The organism is Bradyrhizobium sp. Mp27 (genome assembly GCF_029953005.1).
Taxonomy (GTDB): Bacteria; Pseudomonadota; Alphaproteobacteria; order Rhizobiales; family Xanthobacteraceae; genus Bradyrhizobium; species Bradyrhizobium barranii.
Window position 1 is genome coordinate 1 of sequence record NZ_JASAUS010000303.1, and the last position, 4,917, is coordinate 4,917.

2 protein-coding genes and 3 pseudogenes are annotated in these 4,917 nt (G+C 58.0%); 2 read left to right on the forward strand and 3 right to left on the reverse strand.

The window, feature by feature from the left end; translation table 11 throughout:
* Positions 1 to 89: 89 nt before the first annotated feature.
* On the forward strand, positions 90 to 482 hold the full coding sequence (locus QJT78_RS48415) for a hypothetical protein (RefSeq protein WP_281460760.1): 393 nt from the start codon (positions 90 to 92) through the stop codon (positions 480 to 482).
* A gap of 18 nt (positions 483 to 500) precedes the next feature.
* On the opposite strand, the pseudogene QJT78_RS48420 reads toward QJT78_RS48415, so the two are convergent.
* The 3 pseudogenes from QJT78_RS48420 to QJT78_RS48435 all read right to left on the reverse strand — a co-directional run.
* Positions 501 to 746: pseudogene (locus tag QJT78_RS48420) on the reverse strand (group II intron reverse transcriptase/maturase); the annotation flags it as partial.
* A gap of 466 nt (positions 747 to 1,212) precedes the next feature.
* Positions 1,213 to 1,326: pseudogene (locus QJT78_RS48425) on the reverse strand (transposase); the annotation flags it as partial.
* A gap of 629 nt (positions 1,327 to 1,955) precedes the next feature.
* Positions 1,956 to 2,412: pseudogene (locus tag QJT78_RS48435) on the reverse strand (transposase); the annotation flags it as partial.
* Between the two features lie 795 nt (positions 2,413 to 3,207).
* On the opposite strand from QJT78_RS48435, the gene QJT78_RS48440 reads away from it, so the two are divergent.
* The coding region (locus QJT78_RS48440) for a formyltransferase family protein (RefSeq protein ID WP_281460761.1) at positions 3,208 to 4,917 on the forward strand (1,710 nt) is incomplete at its 3' end.

Here is a 4,917-nt window from a genome sequence, read left to right on the forward strand (position 1 = left end):
CCGATTGTTCCATCGCCTTCAGTCTCCTCTCGGCTCTCTGACAAGCCAAGGATCGCAGAGCGAAAGCCGAAGCGAAACCAGTCAATCAAATGGGAGAAAAGCTCCGCTTACCTAAAATCCGTACGATGGCGGAAAAATACGATGATAAAGAGATCGTCCAACGGCTCAATGGCGAAGGGCTGACAAGCTCAACCGGCAAGCCCTTCACGGTCAGCATCGTACGTTGGATCCGGTTTAAGCATCTTATCCCCGGCCCGTCGCTTTCGACCGGAACGCTTACAGTCAGCCAAGTTCGTGAGAGATATGGCGTCAGCCCGTGGGTCGTCCACTACTGGATCGAGCGCGGCGTTGTCTCAGCGGTGCACGGCAAACCAAATGCGCCATACGCCATCGCGATTGATAACACTGTTGATCGACGTCTGCGAAAATGGGTGGCAAATTCCGGGCATCTTCATCCATCATCCCCAACGCAAACTGTATGAGGTGCATTATGCGTGGTGCGTCGGTATGCCAAGAGGACGAACCCCACCGCCGGCCTTGGGAATCTCGACCCGCCGCACTGGTGGCGGGAAGTAACTTCCTGACGCCAACCGATTCCACAGCCGGTAGAGGTGGTTCTCAAGATCGCCGGCAAAGTCCTCTAGACTCTGGCCATCGACGCCCGCCGCCTTGCCCTTCTTCTTCACAAGCTTATAGGCCTCCCACACCATCCGTTTGGTGATGGGCAACGGTTTGCCGGAGTTCACCGTGCTCCTCCCGGTATTCCCGGTTGGCGCAGTGACGCCGGTAGGATAACGCAACCCCTTTGCTCCACGGCCATTACAGCCGCTTCGTCACTATTACGGGTTGCTCCGCCCCTGACGCATTGCGTCAGGTTCCCACGTTCCGTGTTGAAGCCTGTGACGAGATCATGCCGCCTATGTGGGCCGTAAACAGGCTCCGCCCACACTCCTCCGAGCGCTACTACCCCACGCCCGTTTTGACAGCGTCTTGAACCCATTTCGATACGTCATCGGCGGTTCGCTTGCACTCATCTTCTTGTCACTTACCTGACGGTTTCATTCACCGCCTTGTTCCTCATCGCTCACCACCGCGCCTTTTGAACGCGGCAGCATGAGGTGGTTTGAAGCCTGCCCCTGCAGGCCGGCTCCGGGAGGCCAACTCCCATCTTCAACACAGCATCACCGGCGTCGCCGCCGGTGTTCGTGGCACACGGTAGTAGGGGTTCTCGATCCAGCGAGCGCACAGCACCTTATCTGACAGGCTGTGCATGTGCCGCAGAATGAACAGGCCGGCGCCAAGCCACGTCGGCAAGGCTGGCTGCCCTACTGTGTTTTGCAGCGAGACCGAACTTTGGACCACCCCAAGCACGATCGCCTCCGCGGCGGATAGGACGCTATTGTTCGCTGTTATCTCTGAAGTCCACAATTATCGGGATTTGCATCCCACCCTCTCTCAGGCAATGCCTCGTGTCGCGGTCAACTACCAGCTCAGGCACTTGATCGAAATGACAAACATTAGGACAAATTGACGCCAAGGAATGCGTTTCTGCGTCGCAGAACACGTTCACATCTCGTAGTTTTCAAGGGCGGGATCGAGGCAGCTGGCTGGGCCGAATAAGCCGAGCTGCGAGGAACTCCAGATCTATGCCATGGCTTGAGAGGTAACGCAATTTGCCGGCGAGAGCTGCCGTCGTTCGACCGAAGCAATTCGTTCTCGGGTTGACCTGGCGAACGGAGCCTGATGCCCCTGCAATTCCATCGCGCTGTCGAAGACATGGAAATATGGAGTGCGGGCAGCGACAGCTATTCGTTCGTGATCAGCTTCCAGAGCCCGACTGGTTGTGGCTTCCGCGGAAGGTTGGGCTACCACGCCTCGTGGCGTCCGCTTGAAAAGAGCCGTGGTTCGATCAGGATTCTCGGCTCGCCGCTCCAAAGCTTCGCTGAGGCCGAGAATGCTACAACCTCGGAGAAGTCGCCGGTGGAGATACCCCTTCAGGTAAAGGATCGGCAGCAGCGTCTCGATCGATTTCGAGCGGCGCATGTAGGGCGGCAGGATCGACGGAGAGAACCCGATGCGGTTGGGGTCGGTAGCGTCCGCCTCGCGATCGCGTACACGCGGCTGGCGGACGGCGATCGGACCGATACCGGTCATCACCTCGCGTTTCGGCAGGTGACCGCGGCGCACGACGCGCTGGTGGCCGTCCGCAGTCTTCAGATCGGCATGCTTGCCGACAAAGTCCGCGACGACCTCGGCCTCGACCGCCTGGGCCAACAGAGCACGCGCCCCATTACGCAAGATTTCGGTGAGTTGATCGTCGACGTTTCCTGGCTGAATCAGCTTGATGATGTTATCTCTGGACACGGCATATCGCTCCTTCGGTGGAGAAGTGGAGGCGTTGAGCACCCCCACGATATGCCGCCTTCCCGATTCCCGCCGTCACCAACTTTCAGCGATAGCTCGCTACCTCAAAATCGCAGGCTATCAAACCTAATGCCATCACGCTTTAGCCTGCATTGTCCGAATTTCAGGAGAGTCACACCCGACAAGGCGGTGCGGCCGGGCCAGAAAAATCACTTTGACGTTCCAGGCTCCGCTTTTCTTTGCCCGGAACACATCAGGCGAGATTCCAGAAGCCTCGTGCCGATTGATAGCGCGCTCAATTGGTACGATGTCCGGCGAAGTCGGATAAGTGACATAGCAGTGTTAGGGCTAGCATACTGACAGAGAACGATTTCTCCTTTGGCACGATACATGCGTAGTCTCCTCTATAAAGGCGCATTGACTGAGAGAAGTCGTCCGATGATCTCGCTCACCGGAAACTCAGACCAGGTTAAGGTGGCAGCCGCGATTCTGCCGGAGACGATATCTGGAAGCGTGGGGCCTGCCCGCGACATTGGAAGATCTGGGCGGCGCGCAAGAGTTTCGGCACCGCCAATACCCCCATATTGCGCAAGCGACTGTGGGCGCGGTTATCCCGAGCCAAATTCGAACCAGTGTGGCTGATTTGAGTCGCTACGTGGCGCGACTGGTGGGAATGCCCAGCTTGATGGATGGACTGCAGGAGCGGTGAAGATGACATATCGGGCATCTCCGGCGCGCGGTAGCGCCTGCCAACCAGGCGATCATGAAGCGCGATCGATCTCCCCTACCGTCGTTGTCGGCAGTGGTACGCTCGCTATCAGATGCGCGCAGCTGGCAATTGAGATGGGCCACGTCATTGGTGCAGCATTGTGTGCCGACGGCGTATTCCGCGATTGGGCTGTTCGCTCGAACATCCCGTCTGTAGCAAGCGTTGAAGAGCTCTCTTCTTTTTTGAAGGCTGAGCCGATGGATTGGATTTTCTCCATTGCCAATCCGTTCATATTGTCACCGGACGTGTTTGGGCGAGTGCATCGAGGTGCTTTCAATTATCACGACGGTCCATTGCCACGATACGCGGGAACGCACGCGACGTCTTGGGCGCTGCTGGCGCAAGAGACCGAATATGCCATCACGTGGCATCGGATCGATGATGGTGTTGATACGGGGGACGTCGTGGTTCAGCGCCAAGTGCTGATTGCGCCCACCGATACGGCGCTGACCCTGAACCTTAAATGCTATGAAGCCGCGATCGAAGGCTTCCGCGAACTCTTAACTGGCCTCGAAAACGGGAAGCTTACGGCCTATCCGCAGGCGCTGGCGGGCAGAAGCTATTTTCCGAGACGTCGACGCCCAGATGCGGCAGGCTGTCTGCGATGGGATCAATCCGCGCAAGAGTTGTCGGCGATGACGCGGGCCCTAGGCTTTGGGCCATATCATCCCAATCCAATGTGTCTGCCCAAGGCGCTCGTAGGTGATGAGGCTGTCACAGTCAGGTGCGTGGAGGTGTTGCCTCGACGATCAGGCGTTCCGGCAGGTTCCCTTCTTGAAGTCCACTCCAGCCATTGGCGTGTGGCGACGGGTACGCAGGATGTTGATGTTTGCTTTGGCAACTCCGATGGTCAGGTGTTGGACGCGCGCGCCCTCGCTAGGCACTCCAATCTGGAAGAAGGTGGTCGCCTTCCGATCTTGAGCGATGATGAGGCGCGGAGCATAACTGCCACCCATGAATTGCTGGCGCCTCGGGAGGATTTTTGGCGACAGCGGCTCGGGCAGTTTAGAGTATTGCATCCTCCTTTCCTGTCGTCGTTCGTGGCTGCGGCGCCGCACAGATGGCAGTCGAGTTCGTGGCTCAGTCCAAGTGCTTTGGCTAAACTGTCCTCACTCGATCGCTCGGAATACTTGGTAACGGCTTGGCTGATCTATTTCGCCCGCATCACCGGAGAAACAGAGCTTCAACTGGGGTGGATGCATGAACCGGATGGATGGCGAACCGGCTCGAAAGCGATCGAGGTGTTGATCGCTTCTGTCGTGCCGATGGAAGTGACCATTGATCTTGCACATGATTTTGAAGGCTTGCGCAAAACCGTAGCGGCCGAATTCGCTCAGCTGAGGGCGCACGGTAGCTTTGCCCGGGATCTTGTCGCGCGCTGCCCGACATTGCGAGGTGTGGAGGCGCTACGCTCGCACCGACCCTGGCCGATTGGCATCACAATCAGGACAGAGAGCTGCTCCCTCGCTGGCGATCTGATGACGAGCCACAGAGCTGGCCCAGCCCTATGCGGCGATTTGCTGACCTTTGAGGTTTGCGCTCTGGATGGGAGCTTTCGCTGGCATTTTGATACCAGTCGATTAGCGCCGAAGCAGATCGACCGCATGACGCAGCATTTGCAAACTTTGTTAAATGGTGTGATGGCCGATGCGGGGCAGCCAGTCGGCCGCATCGACATCCTGCCGGCGGCTGAACGCACCTATCTGCTGGAGGAGCTGAACCGGACGGCGGCGGCCTATCCGTCGCAGCGGTGCATCCACGAACTGTTCGAGCAGCAGGTGCAA